This is a genomic window from Corynebacterium sp. P4-C1 (genome assembly GCF_030503595.1).
Lineage (GTDB): Bacteria > Actinomycetota > Actinomycetes > Mycobacteriales > Mycobacteriaceae > Corynebacterium.
In genome coordinates, this window is the sequence record NZ_CP129966.1 from 1,988,708 (window position 1) to 2,006,636 (window position 17,929).

Sequence of the window (17,929 nt, forward strand, 5' to 3'; positions counted from 1 at the left end):
CATGCCACTGACACTAGCCACGTTAAGGGTGATGCGCAACACAGTTAGCAAAGAATATCGCCCGAACGCACATGAAGTACCTGTTCACGGGGGCAAAAATAATCCCACTTGACCGATAGGAAGTTTCACTATGTGGAACAGCTCGGGGGCGGTGATGTCGGGCGGCCTCTCATCGGTGGTCTTTTGTCCGCTCTGGTAGTTTCCGCCCGCCCCGGTTGTCGGTCCCAGCAGCTCCTCCCCTGGCAACGTCCCCCGCCCGTCTAAACGTAGAAACCAGCTACTTGGATCCAGCTATTCGGGCCGAAACCGGTGATTAGCTGGGTGCAAGTAGCTGGATTTGGAGACGGAGGGACAGGAGGGGACGGGCGGGTGGGCGGGGTGAAAGCGACGCCACGGCGCCGGGGCGGCCCTTAGATCCCAAAGGCCCGCGCGGGGCCCAGGGGGCTAGAGCGTGGTCACCCGCTGCAGGAACTTCGCCTCGGCGACCGCGACGCGCTCAATGTCGTAGGGGTGGACGGACTCATCGACGGAGTGGATGCCGGCGTTGTTGTCCTCGACGCCGTACATGGCGATCGCGGCGTCCGGGTAGTGCTTCTGCAGTGTCGCGGTGAGCGGGATGGAGCCGCCGGAACCGACGCTGACCAGGTCGGTGGACACGCCGGCGGGTGCGCCGTCGCTGCTCTCGGTCTCCTTGTAGGCCTCCTGCAGGCACTCGCCGAGCAGTGCGATGGCGGGTCGGGAGGGATCGGTGGCGAAACCGTGGTTGACGTCGAAGATCTCCACCTCGACCTTGGCGCCCCAGGGGGTGTGGTCGATGATGTGCTGCTTGAGTGTCTCGGCGGCTGCGGCGGGGTCCATGCCGGCGGGGACACGGAGGTTCAGTTGGGCTTCGGCGCGCGGGATGATGGCGTTGACGGCTTCGCTGACCGGGGTGGAGGAAAAGCCGATGACGGTGACGGCGGGGCGGGCCCAGACCATGTCGGCGGCGTTTTCGATGCCGTTGTCGATGTCGCCCATGAGGGATACGCCGTCGAGGACACCGGCGTCCTTGCGGAAGGCGTCGGTGTCGTAGGGCTGGCCGGGCCATGTGGCGGTCAGGGCGTCGCCGAGGCCGTCGATGGTGGTGCGGCCGGAGTCGTCGCGAAGCGAATCGAGGGTGCGGATGAGTGCGGCGACCGGGTCCGGGGCGGGGCCGCCGAAGGTGCCGGAGTGGATCGCGCCGCGCAGGGTCTCCACCTTGACCTTGAGCTGGGCGCCGCCGCGCAGGGCGGTGGTGAGGGTCGGGGTGCCCACGGCCACGTTGCCGGAGTCGGCGATGAGGATGATGTCGGCGGAGAACAGTCCGGGCTTCTCCTCGATCAGCTTCTCTAGGCCGCCGCCGCCGAGTTCCTCGGAGCCTTCGACGAGGACGACGAGGTTGGCGTCGGTGCCGCCGGCGTCGTCGATAAGCCTCAATGCCTCAAGGTGCATGGCGACGTTGCCTTTGCAGTCCGCCGCGCCACGCCCGTACCAGCGGCCGTCGCGTTCGGTGAGGGTGAACGGGTCAGCAGTCCACGCGGACGGGTCACCGGCGGGGACGACGTCGTAGTGGGAGTAGAGGAGGACGGTCGGTGCGTCGTCGCTGACGTGCTTGCGCGCGATGATGGCGTCGGCGTTGTCGACGGTGGCGTGGCGCTCGACCTCGAGTCCGCGCTCTGCCAGGGCGTTCGCGACCCAGTCGGCGGCGGCGCCGTGCTGGTCGGCGAGTTCCGGCACCGAGTGGGGCGAGTTGAAGGACACGAGTGCGGAAAGGTCGTTGAAAATCCGTTCGCGGTTCGGTTCGAAAGTGCTCATGACCTCGAACGTACCAGCGCCCGAATCTGCCGTGCGTGACGCGTCTGCCTTGTAAGATCGGCGCTACAACGACGAAGGGGGCGCGACGTGTTGGAGTGGTTCTCAGGGCACATGGCAAACGGTCGTGATGACCCTTTTGATCGTCGCGCTGGTCGTGCAGATCGCGTGGCCGCGTGTTCGCGACCTGTTCGACCCCGTCGTGAAGCGGGAGTATGGGCACGTGGTCGCCGTGGACGGGGGAGCGTGGTGGAAGGGCAACGAAGATCCCATGCAGACCCGGGAGCTCGCGCGCATGCCGTCGGGGGAGGAGCTGCTGTTCGCCTGGGTCGATGGCACGATCGGTCTGCACAGAGACATCAAGCGCCAGGTTTTTACGCGCGGGGGCTGGCTCATCAATCAGACCGCGCCGAAGATCAACGCCGATCCGCACACGCAGCAGATGGCGATCGCGCAGATGAAGGCACGCTATTTCCGTTACTGGCTTCCGCAACCCAAGTCCTTAGTGGTCGTGCACCGAAAAAGCGGGAGATATCAAGGCAAGTACTAGGAACAACGCTTATCGACGGCCGCGTGGCAGCCGAAACTGCTGGCCTACCTTGATCGTTCCGGTTTTCAACGATTGTTGGCAGCAGAGTAATATCCCTGCCAACACATTGTTAGAAAGGCGTGAAATGGATAACGGGGCGGAACTGCGTGAGCTTACTCTGCGCGGCATCATCATCGGCGGACTGATCACGCTTGTGTTCACCGCGGCGAACGTCTACCTGGGGCTCAAGGTGGGCCTGACATTCGCCACTTCCATTCCGGCGGCAGTCATCTCCATGGCTGTGCTGCGCAAGTTCGCCGGGCACAACGTCAAAGAGAACAATATTGTCTAGACGATCGCGTCGGCTGCGGGAACGCTGTCCGCGATCATCTTCGTCTTGCCGGGCCTGGTGATGATCGGCTACTGGCAGGGCTTCCCGTTCTGGACCACGGCGCTGGTGTGCGCGCTGGGCGGCATCCTCGGTGTGATGTTCTCGGTGCCGCTGCGCCGCGCGCTGGTCACCGGTTCTGACCTGCCGTACCCGGAGGGTGTGGCCGCGGCGGAGGTTCTCCGTTGTCGGCGATGGTGACCCGAACAACGAGGAGAACGTCAAGGGCCTGCGGGTCATTGTTGTCGGTGGCATCGTCTCCGCGTTCTACGGCCTGCTCGCCGCGATGAAGGCGGCCGCCGGCGAGATCTCCGGCACCTTCAAGTTCGGCAAGGGCGCGACCATGATGGGAGGCTCGCTCTCCTTGGCCCTGATCGGTGTGGGGCACTTGGTCGGTATGACGGTCGGTATCGCCATGCTCGTCGGCGTGGTCATTTCCTTCTTCGTTCTTCTACCGTGGCGCACATCTTCACTCGTCGACGGCTCCGTCACGGACCTCTCCGAGATCGTCTCCACCACCTTCGCCTCCGAGATCCGCTTCATCGGCGTGGGCACCATGGCGGTGGCCGCACTGTGGACGCTGATCAAGATCGCCGGTCCGGTGATCAAGGGCGTGAGCGCCTCGCTGTCCAGCTCCCGCAAGCGGGCCGCCGGCACAGAAGTGGACGTCACGGAGCGCGACATCCCGTTCCCGATCGTCCTGGGCATCATCTTGGCGTCCATGCTCCCGATCGGCTTCTTGCTGTGGGACTTCCAGCGCGGCACCGACATTCACGAGCACGCCGTCGGCCTGACCATTATCTCCGTGCTGTTCATTCTGATCGCCGGCCTGGTCATCGCCTCGGTCTGCGGCTACATGGCAGGCTTGATCGGTGCGTCCAACTCGCCGATCTCGTCGGTGGGCATCATTGCCGTGATCACGTCGGCGCTGCTGATCGCCGCGTTCACCGCGGGCACCGATGCCAGCGCGACCTCCCTGGTGGCGTACACGCTGTTCACCGCGGCGATCGTCTTCGGTATCGCAACTATCTCCAACGACAACCTGCAGGACCTCAAGACCGGTCAGCTTGTCGACGCCACCCCGTGGAAGCAGCAGGTCGCCCTCGTCATCGGTGTCCTCTTCGGTTCCGTCGTCATCCCGCCGGTCCTGCACCTCATGCTCACCGGCTTCGGCTTCCAGGGGATGGAGGGCGCGGGCCCGGACGCCCTCGCTGCGCCGCAGGCAGCACTGATGTCGTCCGTCGCCACCGGCATTTTCGACGACTCCCTGAACTGGAACCTCATCTTCCTCGGTGCCGCCATCGGTACCGTCGTGATCATCATCGACGAGATTCTTTCCGCCACCACCGATAAGAAGTACTCCTTGCCGCCGCTGGCAGTGGGCATGGGCATGTACCTGCCTGTCACGGTCACCGTGATGGTTCCGCTGGGCGCCATCATCGGCCACTTCTACAACCGCTGGGCATCGCACCAGCGCAACCCGGAATCCGCGATCCGCATGGGCACCCTTGGCGCCACCGGCCTGATCGTGGGTGAGTCGCTGTTCGGTGTGGTCAACGCCGGCATCATCGCAGCCGCCCAGGGTGAGAGCCCGCTGGAGATTTTCGAGGAGAACGCCTGGACCAGCCTGGCCGGTGTCGTTCTCTTCACGGCCGCAATCGTGTTCATCTACAGCCGGACTGCCAAGGCTGCCAAGGATCTGCCCATCACTGCGCCAGCCGATGCGGTTGCCGCGGAGAAAATGGCCGCGGTCGATCGGTCGAAGTGACCTGAGCCCCCGGACGGACGTGAGGCGCTGTACGAGGGCATGAAATGAACGAGGCACGGCATCATCGCCGTGCCTCGTCGCGTTCCAGGGGGGGCGGCCTGGGGCGGTGCCCGATCCGGGACGGTACTAACGCATGATCTGCTGCAGGAACGGAACGGAGTTCTGGGTAGAGGCATTGACTGTTCCGTCGTGGTCGGTCGGGTACCAACGCACCTCCACCTTGCTGTTCTTCTCTGCGCCGATGAATTGGCGCAGCCACATGTCCGAGTTCAAGGCCATGCCGATGGGGGCCGGCATGTCGACATCCTTGAGTCCGTGGGCGATGAACACCGGTTTGTCGTAACCCGAGACAGGGGTCGCCATGAATTCGCGGATGGCGCGGTCTGCGCCGGGGACGTCGCTAAGCGGCTTTGTGAAAGCGCGGGTGAGATTGACATTCCGGACCGCGTCTTCGACTTCGTAGTAACAGCTGTGCTGCGCCGCGGCGATCATGCGCCGGCCTTCGTCGGTGAGGACGGAATCGAAGTCGATGTCTGGGTAAGCTTCGCGCACCGCACCCAGGATGTAAAGGCCGTAGACCTGCATTCCGGCGGGCAGCGGAGCTGGCGGGAACGACGGGCCGAGCTTGGTGATGAACTCTTCGATGTAGGCGGGCGCTCCTGTCACCACCGCACCGCGGTAGTCTAGGCCGAGTTTCTTGCTGAGCTCGGTTGCGCGGTGGGCGACGTGTAGGGCGACACCTCCGCCCTGTGATTGGCCGATGACCGCCCATTTCTTGTCCAGGACCGGCCCGTTCTTGTCCTTGCTGGCCTTCATTTTGTGCAGGGCGGCCACGGAGTCGACGGACTCAACCGCGGACTGCTTACCGTTGAGGTAGCTGTGGAGCCCGGGGGTGTCGAGGCCTACGTAGTCCGGCGCGACGATCGCGTATCCGAGGTCGAGCCACCTGCCCAGGTACTCAACGTCCCGTGGAATGCGCGGGTTGATCGACGGGGCGCATTCATCGCCCAGACCGACTGTTCCGTGGGTCCAAGCGACAACAGGCCAGCCGCCGTCCGGGCGCTCGCCCCGGGGCAGGAAAACAGCGGCTGTGGCGACGGCGGGCTTTCCCAGTTTGTCTGTGGTCGTGTACGCGATGCGGTACTGCTCGGCGGCAGTGGGGAGCCCGACATTCGGGTCCAGGGGTACCTCGGCCAGTACGGTGCCGGGCTCGCCTGACGGTTCCACATGGGGCAGGCCACTCCGGTAGAGCGTGCCGTCATACGGGGCAACAGGCCGCATGGGGTCTCCGTTGTCGACGAAGTGCTGCGCCAGCTGCGATGAAGACTTAGATGACTGCGCGTGGGCTGGAACGGCGGCTACTGCGCCGACCATTCCAAGCGTGACGACGGCTGCCGCGCAGGCGGTCATCTGAGTTGTGGACCTAAGGGTCATGAGTGAACTCCCACTAGTGGTACGTGTGCTTTTTGTTCCTTTGTAGCCAATTGTGCTCCTCCGCTTGGCGGAGGCTGTTGGTGGTCTGGGAATTCCTACTCCAGGAGATGGCCGCTGATGGAGAATCTGCGCGGCTTGCCAGGTGTGGCCTTGCAGGGCTAGAGCGGTGCGCTCCCAGCTCTTCATTCCGACCTTGCACTCGTTGCCTCCGGCTGCTAAAAATGACTCTAGCACTCCCGCCAAGTGAGTGCTAAAAGTCAATTTCGAGCGGGTGAGGCTGTTTTGCGCTCACCAGCCGTGCCGTCGCGGGCGCCCGCTTGGACCTTGTAGACGTGAGAGTGGCGTCGCCTTTTCCTACATAAACGAGGAGCAACAAACTCACATGGCAAAGATGATCGCATTCGACGAGGAAGCACGCCGCAGCCTCGAGCAGGGTCTGAACACCCTGGCTGACGCTGTGAAGGTCACCCTCGGCCCGAAGGGCCGCAACGTCGTCCTTGAGAAGTCCTGGGGCGCGCCCGCTATTACGAATGACGGCGTGACCATTGCGAAGGATATCGAGCTCGAGGATCCGTACGAGAAGATCGGCGCCGAGCTGGTCAAGGAAGTCGCCAAGAAGACTGACGACGTTGCCGGCGACGGCACCACCACCGCGACCGTCCTGGCGCAGGCGCTGGTCCGCGAGGGTCTGCGCAACGTGGCCGCCGGCTCCAACCCGATGGGCATCAAGCGCGGTATCCAGGCCGCCACCGATAAGGTCTCCCAGCTCCTGCTCGACTCCGCGAAGGAGGTCGAGACTGAGGAGGAGATCGCTTCCACCGCTGGTATCTCGGCTTCTGACCCGGAGATCGGCAAGAAGATCGCCGAGGCAATGTACGCCGTCGGCAACGGCTCCGTGAACAAGGAGTCCGTCATCACCGTCGAGGAGTCCAACACCTTCGGCGTCGACCTCGAGGTCACCGAGGGCATGCGCTTCGACAAGGGCTACATCTCCGCTTACTTCGCCACCGATATGGAGCGCGGCGAGGCAGTGCTCGAGGACCCGTACATCCTGCTGGTCTCCGGCAAGATCTCCAACGTCAAGGAGCTTGTCCCGGTTCTGGAGCAGGTCATGCAGTCCGGCAAGCCGCTGCTGATCATTGCCGAGGACGTCGAGGGCGAGGCCCTGTCCACCCTCGTGGTGAACAAGATCCGCGGCACCTTCAAGTCCGTGGCTGTGAAGGCGCCGGGCTTCGGTGATCGTCGTAAAGCAATGCTGCAGGACATCGCGATCCTGACCGGCGGCCAGGTCATCTCCGAGGAGGTCGGCCTGTCCCTCGACGGCGCCGATGTCTCCCTGCTCGGCCAGGCACGCAAGGCCGTCATCACCAAGGACGACACCACGATTGTCCAGGGTGCGGGCGAGCAGGCCCAGATCGAGGGCCGCGTGAAGCAGATCCGCGCCGAGATCGAGAACTCCGATTCCGACTACGACCGCGAGAAGCTCCAGGAGCGCCTGGCTAAGCTCGCCGGTGGTGTCGCTGTCCTCAAGGTCGGCGCGGCCACCGAGGTCGAGCTCAAGGAGCGCAAGCTGCGCATCGAGGACGCTGTGCGCAACGCGAAGGCAGCAGTCGAGGAGGGCATCGTCGCCGGCGGCGGCGTCGCACTCCTGCAGGCAGCCAAGGAGCTCGAGGGCGACCTCGGCTTCGAGGGTGACGAGGCCACCGGCGTGAAGATCGTCCGCGAGGCCCTCTCCGCACCGCTGAAGCAGATCGCCCTCAACGCCGGCCTCGAGCCGGGCGTTGTCGCCGACAAGGTCGCCAACCTCCCGGCTGGCCAGGGTCTGAACGCGGCCACCGGCGAGTACGTCGAGATGCTGGCCAACGGCATCGCGGACCCCGCCAAGGTCACCCGTTCCGCTCTTCAGAACGCCGCCTCCATCGCCGGCCTCTTCCTCACGACCGAGGCCGTCGTCGCCCAGAAGCCGGAGCCCGCAGCTCCCGCCATGGACCCGGAGGCCATGGGCGGCATGATGTAAAAAGCATCTCCGCTTAGCGACGCCCCGAGCCACCCAGCCCGCCCCGCGGCCAGCCTGGCTCGGGGTTTCGTGCGTTTGCTTCCGCTCGCAGAGGAGCTGGCCAGGCGGAGGAAGCGGAAAGGCGGTGGTCCGCGCACTGTCGAATAGGGGCTGCTGTAAAGCAATGACAATTGCTGTTGTGGCTGTGACACGCCATGCCGCCCCCGGAAAGGGGTAATCGCGGAGGTCGCGCGACGGGTGCCTTAGGTGAACATCGCGTTACCGGAGGTCGATTGTCGACCGTTACACAAAATGAGTGAGATCTTGGCCCGGTTAATGTTCGATTTCAAAAAAGTGCTCTATAACTCACCGGCGCTGCTCGTGTTTACTTTTTGTTCATATCTTAAGTAACGGTACCGTTTCGGAAGCCTGAAATCCGACTCCAGGCGCGGTATTGACCGCTGAGAAATGTGTGGCAAAAAACTCCCGTGACGCCCGATCGGGGTGTCTGAAAACCAGAAACCCTCATCCGGCGCTAGCCGGTATATCTGCACAAGGAGATTCTTCACATGGACGTGAAAGAAATCATCATGCACCTCGAGAACTTCGCCAACACCTGGAACGGTTGGTCCAAGTTCCTCGGCGGCCTCGAGAAGTTCTTCGGCGCTGACGGCGTCATCGCTTCCATCCAGGACTGGGCGGATGCTGGCGACAACCTCGCTGCCCTCAAGACCAAGTAAGTCCCCCTCCCTTTCTAAACACTGACTCTCGAAGGAGTTCAACATGGACGCATTCATCGATGGTTCCTCCCAGGCTGCTAGCAACCTTGACCTGGTCTGGAACAACACCCTCAAGCCGCTCTTCGACATGATGAAGCCGCTGGCTGAGTCCGCTGAGGGCCTCGTCAAGCTGCTGAAGCTGCTCCCGTAGTAACGAGAGAACTTCAAATCCTGTCGCTTCGGCGGCAGGATTTTTTGTTTGCCGTGACCATTTCTTCCCGCACAACCTGGAGCTCGCGAATTCTCGGGAATCTCGGCGATGTTCGCACAGGGCAAGCGCACGAACACTTGGTTCTAAATGGGAGGGGGCGGCGAACGGGTCGTCGATAAGCGTTGCCCAGCGCTGGCGCGTGTGCGCCGCTAAAATGGCGGGCATGGCGAACGATGATGACATGCCCTTGATTGACCTGACGGAAACCGAAGGCTACTACGTCGACGATTCTGACGAGGACGACCCGGTGCTGCTGCAGGCAGACGGAACTCCGATCCAGACGTGGCGCGAGAATTACCCGTATGACGAGCGCATGACGCGTGACGAATACGAGAAGGTGAAGCGCGCACTGCAGATTGAGCTGCTGAAGTGGCAGAACTGGACGAAGGACACGGGTCAGCGCCACATCATCATCTTCGAGGGGCGTGACGCGGCTGGTAAGGGCGGCACGATCAAGCGCTTCAACGAGCACCTCAACCCGCGTGGCGCGAGAACGGTGGCGTTGGAGAAGCCGTCGCCGCGCGAGTCCACGTCGTGGTACTTCCAGCGCTACATCGAGCACTTCCCGGCCGGCGGCGAGATCGTCTTCTTCGACCGCTCCTGGTACAACCGCTCGGGTGTTGAGCGCGTGATGGGTTTCTGTACCGAGTCGCAGCATGCTGAGTTCCTGCGCGAGGTGCCGATGCTGGAGAACATGATCCTTGGTTCGGGCATTTCCCTGACCAAGTTCTGGTTCTCCGTCACCCGCAAGGAGCAGCGCACCCGCTTCGCCATCCGCCAGGTCGACCCGGTGCGCCAGTGGAAGCTGTCGCCGATGGACCTCGCCTCCCTGGACAAGTGGGACGACTACACCCGCGCGAAGGAAGAGCAGTTCCGATACACCGACACTGACGAGTCCCCGTGGGTGACCATCAAGTCCAACGATAAGAAGCGCGCCCGCGTCAACGCGATGCGCTACATCCTTTCCAAGTTCGAGTACACGAACAAGGACCACGACGTGGTGGGGGAGCCTGACCCGTTGATCGTGAAGCGTGGCCGCGATCAGATCGGGGACTAGTTTCTCAGGTCTTGGGTTTTAGCCTTGGCTAAATGTTGAGCCTAGAACATAGTTTCCCCAGGTGGGTTTCGGTGGAATCACCGGTTCACGCGGGAAGCTAAGTTTCGGGGTTAGCATCTAAGTTTTCGTTTCTGTCCTAGCGAGATTCAACCCCGCTCCCGTTGTGCGCCCCGCCCGCTGGGCATAGGGTCGTCAGTGTGTTCATCAACGTCACCCGCCCCGCAGACAGCGTCGCCGTCCTGACCATCGACCGCGACGAGAAACGTAACGCTCTCAGCGAGGAGCTCCTCGTCGAGCTCGCGGACATGCTTGAGCACGAGCTTATCGATGCCCCATCGATCCTCCTCACCGGCGCCGGCTCCGCCTTCTCCGCTGGGGCAGACTTGTCCTCCGGCGATCCTGCCGCGATCTACCCGGCGCTGAAACGCGTGCTGGAGATCATCCGCGGCGCGGAGAAAGCAGTGGTGGCGTACGTGAACGGCCCGGCGATCGGTGCCGGGGCGATGCTGGCGGGTGCGTGCGATATCCGGGTGGTGGCGCCGTCGGCACGCTTTGCTATTCCGGTGGCGCGGATGGGCGTTCCCGTCACGCCCGAGCTTGCCGGCGCCCTCGCCGGCCTCGTCGGCGGCGCCCGCGCCCGCACCATGCTGATGACCGGCATGCCCATCAACTCCGCCACGGCCGTCGACTGCGGCTTCGCCGCCCTCCGTGGCACCTTCGGCGATGCGGTCGAAGTGGCTACTGTATGCGCCGAGGGTTCTGCCGTGACGATCACGTCGATCAAGGCGGCCTTCCGCTCCTAAACATTTCGCCGCGGGCGTAATTCGTCGGCCGGGAGTCAATTCATTCAGCTGCGTGTATAAATCACGGACAGTGAATAGGTGAACGGCGCGAGCACGATGCCGAACCTGGCGTACGAATTCAGGATCAAATGCGGCACGACGCAATTCGATGTCGAAAAACAACTACAGCTCACATCGCGCAAAGATGCGAGCGGCAAGGATCTGGACGGCGCGACCTTCAACGTGATATACCGCTGCGATCGCGAGGGAACCTACGACGCGGCGAAGAAACTCTACCTACCGAACATCGCGCCAGTGGAGGGCACGATCACCGTCGGCCGAAACAGAGACGATGTGGTCAAGGACCTCAAGGTCGGTGCGGAGTGCAAGGTGTGTGGGGGGACGAGTCCACCCTGCCGCAGACGAAGTGCATCAAGTTCGACAAGGCTACGGTCGCGTCGACTAACGCGCGGGACCAGATGACGGGCTCGACCAACGTCGACGCGAAGTCGAAGCCGGTCCTCACCGTAGCTATCGAAAGCCCACGGATGGTGCCTGTGATGCTGTTGTGATTAGTGTGACTCTCACTTACAGTGGAGCTAACCCTGAAGTACGGGTCGAGACTTGTCTCTTGGCTGCACGGTTCACCACCTTGCTTTGGGACTCTTTTCCGTTTCCCACTTCCCCGAGGAGAGAATCTATGAAGCGCTTCAACAAGACCGCAATTGCCATCGCGCTGTCCGGCGCCCTTGCTCTGGGTGCCGCACCGGCTGCCGACGCTCAGGAGAATCTGGGTGAACCGGCCGCCACCATCAACCACGAGGGTGCGACCTGGTACCTGCACAGCAACGGCCAGTTCTACGTCAACGACGCGGGACTCGTCTACACCCCGGTCGACCAGATCGAGGAAGAGAAGAAGATCGCCCTCGAAGCCGATAACGCTGAGGGCGAGCAGGGTGCTCCAGCTGGCGACGAGCAGTATGTTCCGGCAGGCGACGAGGTCGTCGAGGTTGGCGGCAACGATGCTGCTGACTCCGAGCGCGGTGTCAACGCTGAGACCGGCAGCAACACCATCGCGAAGGGCCTGATCGGCCTGCTGCTCGCATCCATCATGGGCGCAGCGATCTTCGCGTTCGGGCGTCGTCGCCTGGTCTAAGAGACGTACTTCAGCTCCCCACGGCCGGATCGGTGTCCGGCTACTTGGACTTGCCGGACTTCCCGGATTTGCCCGACTTTCCGGACTTCTCAGATTTATCGACCTTGTCGGACTTGGCAGGCTTATCCGCCGTCTTCGATTTGTCCGACTTCTCGGACGACGAGTCGGCGTCGGTGCCGTCGGAGGACTCGGCGGGGGAGCCATTCCCGGTAGTGTCAGCCTCATCGGAGCCGTGCGGCTCGGCCATGATCGCCAGGGACAGCTTGCGGAGATGCTTCAACTGCTTGGTCGTGGTGGCATCGAGAGCTCGGTCTTCGGCTTCGGCCACGGCGGCGGCGAGCTGTTCCTGAGCCTTGGATCCCTCTTCGGTCGGAATGATGATCTGGCGGCGGCGGTCCTTGGGGTCGCGCTCACGGGAGACCCAGCCTTGTGTCTCGAGGGAGTCGATGAGGCGGACCATGTCGGAGGCGTCGATGGCGAGGAGCTCGGAAAGCTGGGTCTGGCTCGCGGCGTGCTCGAGAGTGCATGTCAGCACCCAGAACTCGCGCATGGTGGCGCCGAGCGCGGCCAGCGCTTTTTCGACCTCGTCCTTCGTGGCGCGACGCACGCGCTCAATCTGGAACGAGGGAGATTTGGTCAGGGCGGCGGGGTGCTCCAAGGATTCTGCCATGTGCATCAATGTAGCAGTGATGGGGGATTCCTATGGTTGGTTAGGGGTGAAGATAAATCACCCCACCAACCCCGTCGGAGTTATTCGGTCGGCAGACCGGCCTCGACCCACGCCTGGGTACCACCGACGACGTTGATAGCTTCGGTTCCGCGGACAGCCTCGAGGTACTGGGAGGCCTCGGCGGAGCGGCCGCCGGATTTGCAGATGACGTAGATGGGCTGATCAAAGTCGATCTGCTCGGAGAGAGCCGCGAAATTGGACAGGGGCAAGTTCACGGCGCCCTTGGCGTGGGTGTCGGAGAACTCGTCGGGCTCGCGGACGTCGATAAGCTGGGCGTTTTCGGGCACTTCGTTGACCTGTACGGACTTCATGGCGCCAGTCTAGATGAACTATTGTTTTTGCTATGGCTGGCGACGACGCGCGCGGGTACGCACCGCGGACAACACCGCGGGAGCCGCGCGCGACGCGTGACGCTTATCGACGGCCCGCCGCCCCCCGCCGCACCTTGGCCCCCGCCGCGCGGCCCGCGACTCCGCCGCGGCGCTTCAAGCCGCAGCCGCCGTGGGTGTACAAGATGCGCCGCACTGTCGCTGTGCTGCTGATGCTTGTGCTCGTCGTGGGGTTCATCCGCGCGTGCGTGCCCAGCGAGCACGACCGCGAGATGAAGGCGTGGAAGGAGCAGGCGAATCAGGCGGTGGAGCAGCCCATCGACGTCGGAGAGGCGGACATCCCGCCGTCGCGGCCCGTAGAGATGCGTATCCCCGGCCTCGACATGACCGCCAAATTTGAGGAAGGCGACTGCCGCTTCAAAGACGGTGCGATCGACCCCGACACCCTCAGCGAGGCCTGCGCGTTCACCGCGAAGGACAAGCCGTACACGCTGCCGGGCTCCACCAGCGAGGACATCGTCGTCATCGCGGGCCACGCGGCGGCCGGCGTGCCCGCCGTCTTCGACAAGCTTTACGACGTTCAAGGCCAACGCCACACCATCAACCCCGGCGACACCATGTATCTGAAGACCCAGAAATCCGGTGACCGCTGGCTCAAATACCAAGCCACCGACCTCCACGAGCCCGACAAGAAAGGCCTGTCCCAGTCCGCCGAGATCTGGGGCAATGTCCCCATGCCCGGCCGCCTGCTCACCATCTCCTGCATCCAGCCCGCAAACCCCTTTGAAGACGCCGTGCGCAACGCCGTCATCGGGTGGCAGCTGCAGGGGGTTGCGGAGCAGCCGGAGTAGGCGCGCGCACTTAGAAAAGGGAACCGGAGAAGCAGAAACGCCCCGCGTGCACTCGGTTGGTGGGGCGCGGCGGGGCATCGCTAAGCGGAAAGCGCGGAGGCTTAGCCCTTGTAGTTCTTCAGGGAGTCCTCGAGGATCTTCTCCGCCTCAGCCTTGTCGCCCCAGCCGGAGCCGGAGACTTCCTTGTTCGGCTCGAGGTCCTTGTAGTGGACGAAGAAGTGCTCGATCTCGTCCTTGAGGAAGTCGGAGACGTCGCTGATGTCCTGGTAGTTCTCGTAGCGCACGTCGTCGAGGACGCAGAGCAGCTTGTCGTCGCCGCCGGCCTCATCCGTCATCTTGAACACGCCGATCGGGCGGGCCTTGACCGTCACTCCCGGGAACACCGGCTCCGGGGTGATCACGAGCGCATCCAGCGGGTCGCCGTCGTCCGCGAGCGTGTGGTCGATGAAGCCGTAGTCGAGCGGGTACGCCATCGGGGTGAACAGGTAGCGGTCCAGGTAGACGCGGCCGGTCTCGTGGTCCAGCTCGTACTTGTTGCGGGAACCCTTCGGGATCTCAATGATGACTTCGGTAGCCATGGCTGCTCCTTTGCGTAGAGGGGGCTTTTGTCTGGGGACCATCGTAGCCTGCGGGTTGGGGCGGTGGGTTCGCCTGGGGTTTCGCGGCGGTTTCGCGGGGGGTTTTGGGCGCGTCCGCTCGATTCGGTTAGTCCCGTTTGAGTTTCGAATCCCACCAAAAACATGAGCAACATTTCACCTGCGGTTTTGGAAAGTGGCTTCAAACGCGACTAACCGGGGCGGCTCCACGTCGGTCCTGCCTTGCCCGCCCGTTTGCGCTGCGCGACGTTCCGTCGACCAGATCGTTTGGTGGTTACCTGCTGTTATCCGTACGGGCGGGGGAGGTCCGCCGGTTGACCCGTGTGCGAAAACGAGTGCTTTTTGGTGGTCGTATCCCTGTGCGCTCGTAAAAGTCGGTTGGGAGCGGTTCGCCAGTTTGCTCACTCGCTTTGACTGCGAGCTTTGCCCATTCGCGTTGCCGCTCTTCCTTAGTCATTTTCGTAGTCATCGTCAGCCCTCCTTTCAGCGCCTCTATTATCCCCGCTGACGCCTTCAACGGCTAGTTCCTGGATGATCTAGTTCTGTACGTGTGGATAGAGGACTAGTGACCAGGATGTTCAAGTGAAGGATCCCGAGACGGAATGAATCGTCATCGCTTTCGCGGATAAGGTCTGCGACCCATGTGTACCTCTTCCATCATTCAGCTCGATTATCGCTGACTGTTTTTGATGGATAGTCCAGATGAGACCGAAGAATCCAAGTAGTGCGACGAGCAACTGCCCTAAACGCAGCCATATTTCCATACTCCCCGATTCAACCCCCTCGTTTGAGAACCACTATAGATTCTTCGGCAGAATCCGTAAGGGGGACCGAGAGTGAAGTGTCCTGGGTTTAGTTCCGATCATTTCTAGAGAAGGATTGGAATCATGCCAAGGAAGTACAGTGACGAGTTCAAGGCCAAGGCAGTGCGTTTGGCTGAGGACCTCGTTGAGCTCGAAGGGTGTTCGAAATGGGGTGCAGCCGTAGAGATCGGTGAAAAGCTCGGCATTCCAGCGCACACGCTCAACGATTGGCTGAAGCCGAATATGGTCTCATCCGATGTTGAGATTGGCGCCGGCGAGTCAACGGCTGACGAACTGAAGCGGCTGCGGAAAGAGATTAAGGAGCTACGCAGGGCTAATGAGATCTTGAAAACCGCGTCAGCTTTTTTCGCGGCGGAACTCGACCGTCCCACCAGAAGATGATCGAATACATCGATGCGTATCGCGATCGCTTCGGGGTCGAGGCTATCTGTCGCACATTGAAAGAGACAGAATGTGGGTTCATCACCTCTCGCGGTTACCGAGCAGCGAAAACACGAGCACCGTCGGCGAGAAGTTTGTCAGATGCGCTGCTTATTCCTGAATTGGTGAGGGTCTACGAGGACAACTTCAGCGTCTACGGGATCCGCAAGATGTGGAAGGCCATGCAGCGCGCCGGCTGGAACATCGGTCGTGATCAGACCGCGCGTTTGATGAAGCAAGCTGGCATTTACGGCCGCAGGCGTGGCCGCACACCGATGACAACGCTTCGGGCCAACGTGCCAGATTGCCGCCCTGACCTGGTCAACCGTGATTTCACTGCCCCCGCACCGCACCGGTTGTGGGTCGCTGACATTACCTATGTACGCACCTTGTCTGGTTTTGCCTACACCGCGTTTATCACCGATGTGTACTCCAGAAAGATCGTCGGTGTCGCGACCCGGGCGAGCATGCGTACCGATGAACTGCCGCTGGAGGCCTTTGAGCACGCCCTGTATCACGCTGGTGATCTTCGCTCAGAAGGGCTTGTCCACCACAGTGACCGCGGCTCGCAGTATGTGTCGATCCGTTACGGTGAAGCGCTCGCCCAGGCCGGTATCGATCCGTCTGTCGGCACCGTTGGCGACTCCTATGACAACGCGTTGGCTGAAACGGTCAACGGGCTCTACAAAACAGAGCTGATTTATCCCCACCGGCCGTGGGCATCGGTCGGTGAAGTCGAGATTGCCACCCTTCGCTGGGTGCACTGGTGGAACAACCAGCGACTTCATCAATCCCTAGGATATATCACTCCACAGGAGATGGAGGACGCTTACTATCAACGATCAGGCGCTCAAACGTTGGGCGTTAAATAAGCGGAACGAAAACCAGGACGCTTCAGAGCGCTGCTTACCTTGGGGCCGAAAGAAAGAGTGGTGGACCGTGCTAGTCACATCGGCTGTCCGCGCTACCCTTAATCCCGATGAGTAAACGAATGTGGCCGTGGGCCGTGGGCGCTGTCGCGGTGCTGGCCGTCGGTGGTGCGGCGGGCACCGGTGTTGTGGTGCAGCAGGAGTTGCGTGACCTGAACCATGCGCCGCCGTATTCGATGGCGGAGCCGGAGCCGCTGGCGGTGGAGGCGGCGTCGGGGGAGGACGTCGATAAGCAGAAGCTCAAGGAGGCGCTGGGCGCGCAGGCGGCGAACCCGGCGTTGGGGACGCTGCATGTGCGCGTGAGCGACGGCACGACGGGGGAGACGCTTTTTGAGCAGGGGGCGAATGATCCGCTGCAGCCGGCGAGCTCCACGAAGGTGCTCACCGCGGCGGCGGCGTTGTACACGCTCGAGCCAGACGCGACGCTGAAGACTGACGTGGTGCGCGCGGGCGACGCGGTGACCATCAAGGCCGCGGGGGACGTGTGGCTCACTCCCGCGAAGATTGATGAGCTGGCCGGGAAGATCGGCAACGCCTCCGCCGTGTACATCGACACCTCGGTGTGGCCGGAGGAGACCCAGATGCCGGGTTGGGACCCGCAGGACATCGACGGCGGCTTCGTCGCCCCGATGGAACCCGCGATGATTCACGGTGCGCGCCTGGGCGGGGAGTCCAAAGGGGATGTGCCGCGCTCCCACACGCCGGCGCTGGACGTGGCGCAGGCGCTCGCGGACAGAGTCGGCGCGCAGACCGTCGGTTTCGGGCCCGCTCCGGCGGACGGTGAGGTCGTGGCGAGCGTTGAGTCGCCGCCGCTGACGGAGCGCCTGCGGGAGATGGTCAAAGAATCCGACAACGTGATGGCGGAAGCTGTCGGCAGGGAGGTCGCGCGCAAACGCGGCGGCACCGCGCCCCAAGCGACCCTGGATGCGCTCACCGAGCACGGGTTCAACATCGAGGGCGTGACCTTGGCGGACAGCAGTGGCCTGTCGCGCTTTGACCTTATCCCGCCGCGGCTTCTCGACGACATCATGCTCCGCGCCACCTCCACCGACGAGCTGCGCGAATTGCTGCCGACGCTGGCGATCGCCGGCGGTGACGGCACGCTCGTGGACCGCTTCGGCGACCTGCCGGGCAAGGGCTGGGTCCGCGCCAAGACTGGAACGCTCACCGGCACTTCCGCACTGGTGGGCACGGTGACGTCCGAGGTGGGCAACGTGTACACCTTCGCCATGATCAGCAACGGCAGCGACATTCTCACCGCACGCGCGCTCATGGACGAATTCGCCTCCACGCTGCGGCAATACTAGGCAAGGGGGCTCC

General features: G+C 62.8%; 15 protein-coding genes and 3 pseudogenes. 13 read left to right on the plus strand and 5 right to left on the minus strand.

Translation table 11 applies throughout. The annotated features are described in order from the left end of the window. Positions 1-444: 444 nt before the first annotated feature. Positions 445-1,833 carry a M20/M25/M40 family metallo-hydrolase gene (locus QYR03_RS09375; RefSeq protein ID WP_301713516.1) on the minus strand — a complete coding sequence of 463 codons (1,389 nt, stop codon included), beginning with the start codon at positions 1,831-1,833 and terminating at the stop codon, positions 445-447. A 127-nt stretch (positions 1,834-1,960) separates the two neighbouring features. On the opposite strand from QYR03_RS09375, the gene QYR03_RS09380 reads away from it, so the two are divergent. Together QYR03_RS09380 and QYR03_RS09385 are read left to right on the plus strand one after the other, a co-directional pair. Beyond that, entirely contained in the window at positions 1,961-2,380 is a 420-nt protein-coding gene (locus QYR03_RS09380; protein ID WP_301713515.1) for a hypothetical protein, read from the plus strand. A 124-nt stretch (positions 2,381-2,504) separates the two neighbouring features. Next, positions 2,505-4,515: pseudogene (locus QYR03_RS09385) on the plus strand (OPT family oligopeptide transporter). Between the two features lie 126 nt (positions 4,516-4,641). On the opposite strand, the gene QYR03_RS09390 reads toward QYR03_RS09385, so the two are convergent. Then, positions 4,642-5,949, minus strand: coding sequence for a lipase family protein (locus QYR03_RS09390; protein ID WP_301713514.1), 1,308 nt, complete (start codon positions 5,947-5,949; stop codon positions 4,642-4,644). A gap of 382 nt (positions 5,950-6,331) precedes the next feature. Here QYR03_RS09390 and groL point away from each other — a divergent pair, with 382 nt between their 5' ends. The 8 genes and pseudogenes from groL (at position 6,332) to QYR03_RS09425 (ending at position 11,930) form a co-directional block, all read left to right on the plus strand. Next, on the plus strand, positions 6,332-7,966 hold the full coding sequence (gene groL, locus QYR03_RS09395) for a chaperonin GroEL (protein WP_301713513.1): 1,635 nt from the start codon (positions 6,332-6,334) through the stop codon (positions 7,964-7,966). A gap of 548 nt (positions 7,967-8,514) precedes the next feature. Continuing rightward, positions 8,515-8,685: a hypothetical protein gene (locus tag QYR03_RS09400; protein ID WP_259850261.1), complete on the plus strand. Its 171-nt coding sequence runs from the start codon at positions 8,515-8,517 to the stop codon at positions 8,683-8,685. A 43-nt stretch (positions 8,686-8,728) separates the two neighbouring features. Next, on the plus strand, positions 8,729-8,875 hold the full coding sequence (locus QYR03_RS09405; protein ID WP_301713512.1) for a hypothetical protein: 147 nt from the start codon (positions 8,729-8,731) through the stop codon (positions 8,873-8,875). A 223-nt stretch (positions 8,876-9,098) separates the two neighbouring features. After that, the gene (gene ppk2 / locus QYR03_RS09410) at positions 9,099-9,992 is read left to right on the plus strand and encodes a polyphosphate kinase 2 (RefSeq protein WP_259850265.1); all 894 of its coding nucleotides are present in this window, start codon (positions 9,099-9,101) and stop codon (positions 9,990-9,992) included. A gap of 197 nt (positions 9,993-10,189) precedes the next feature. After that, complete coding sequence (locus QYR03_RS09415) at positions 10,190-10,795, plus strand: enoyl-CoA hydratase-related protein (protein ID WP_259850267.1); 606 nt, start codon at positions 10,190-10,192, stop codon at positions 10,793-10,795. A 96-nt stretch (positions 10,796-10,891) separates the two neighbouring features. Continuing rightward, a pseudogene (locus QYR03_RS11050) lies at positions 10,892-11,107 on the plus strand (hypothetical protein); the annotation flags it as partial. A 50-nt stretch (positions 11,108-11,157) separates the two neighbouring features. Then, the gene (locus tag QYR03_RS09420) at positions 11,158-11,346 is read left to right on the plus strand and encodes a hypothetical protein (RefSeq protein WP_259850269.1); all 189 of its coding nucleotides are present in this window, start codon (positions 11,158-11,160) and stop codon (positions 11,344-11,346) included. Between the two features lie 128 nt (positions 11,347-11,474). Next, the gene (locus QYR03_RS09425; RefSeq protein ID WP_259850271.1) at positions 11,475-11,930 is read left to right on the plus strand and encodes a hypothetical protein; all 456 of its coding nucleotides are present in this window, start codon (positions 11,475-11,477) and stop codon (positions 11,928-11,930) included. A gap of 241 nt (positions 11,931-12,171) precedes the next feature. On the opposite strand, the pseudogene QYR03_RS09430 reads toward QYR03_RS09425, so the two are convergent. Together QYR03_RS09430 and QYR03_RS09435 are read right to left on the minus strand one after the other, a co-directional pair. Further along, positions 12,172-12,600, minus strand: a pseudogene (locus tag QYR03_RS09430) (MarR family winged helix-turn-helix transcriptional regulator); the annotation flags it as partial. Between the two features lie 80 nt (positions 12,601-12,680). Next, positions 12,681-12,971 (minus strand): rhodanese-like domain-containing protein, encoded by a 291-nt coding sequence (locus QYR03_RS09435; protein WP_259850278.1) that lies wholly within the window; start codon positions 12,969-12,971, stop codon positions 12,681-12,683. Positions 12,972-13,003: 32 nt separating this feature from the next. Between QYR03_RS09435 and QYR03_RS09440 the strand changes: the two genes are divergently transcribed. Next, on the plus strand, positions 13,004-13,840 hold the full coding sequence (locus QYR03_RS09440) for a hypothetical protein (protein WP_259850280.1): 837 nt from the start codon (positions 13,004-13,006) through the stop codon (positions 13,838-13,840). A 101-nt stretch (positions 13,841-13,941) separates the two neighbouring features. On the opposite strand, the gene QYR03_RS09445 is transcribed toward QYR03_RS09440, so the two are convergent. Further along, a complete protein-coding gene (locus QYR03_RS09445) occupies positions 13,942-14,418 on the minus strand; it encodes an inorganic diphosphatase (protein WP_301713511.1) in 477 nt (158 codons plus the stop codon). A gap of 905 nt (positions 14,419-15,323) precedes the next feature. Here QYR03_RS09445 and QYR03_RS09450 point away from each other — a divergent pair. Then, a protein-coding gene (locus QYR03_RS09450; protein ID WP_301978463.1) for an IS3 family transposase occupies positions 15,324-16,552 on the plus strand; the annotation gives its coding sequence in 2 pieces (ribosomal slippage) (positions 15,324-15,597 and positions 15,597-16,552; 1,230 coding nt in all). Between the two features lie 107 nt (positions 16,553-16,659). Further along, on the plus strand, positions 16,660-17,916 hold the full coding sequence (gene dacB, locus QYR03_RS09455; RefSeq protein ID WP_301713163.1) for a D-alanyl-D-alanine carboxypeptidase/D-alanyl-D-alanine-endopeptidase: 1,257 nt from the start codon (positions 16,660-16,662) through the stop codon (positions 17,914-17,916). Positions 17,917-17,929: the final 13 nt, after the last annotated feature.